We start from the raw sequence: 343 nt of genomic DNA on the forward strand, positions 1-343 counted from the left end.
CCACCAGCCCCTGCCCGGCCCCGCGCCGCGCCTCGGCCCGCGCCACGCCGCCCGGGGCGCCCCCGCTCTCGCCTGTTCCCGCCCGCTCCGCCCCGGAGGCCGCCTCCGAAGACACGTCGAGCGCCGATCCGGCGGCGGCCACTGCCCGGGGAGCCGCCGAGGCGTGCGTGCCGGGGCCGTTGGCGATGTGGAGGCGCAGCTCGTTTCCCTGGCGGGCGATCTCCACCGCCACGGACGCTCCCGGCGCGTGCCGCATCGCGTTCGACAGTGACTCCTGCACGATCCGGTACGCCGACAGCTCCACGGCCGGCGGCAGCCCGTCGAGCGGCCCGGATCGTTCGAC

The 343-nt window shown here is 78.4% G+C and carries 1 pseudogene; it reads right to left on the minus strand.

Going from position 1 to position 343, the window contains the following annotated elements:
- Positions 1–343 (minus strand): annotated as a pseudogene (locus FAF44_RS53930) (hypothetical protein); the annotation flags it as partial.

This window comes from Nonomuraea sp. MG754425, assembly GCF_021699195.1.
GTDB lineage: Bacteria > Actinomycetota > Actinomycetes > Streptosporangiales > Streptosporangiaceae > Nonomuraea.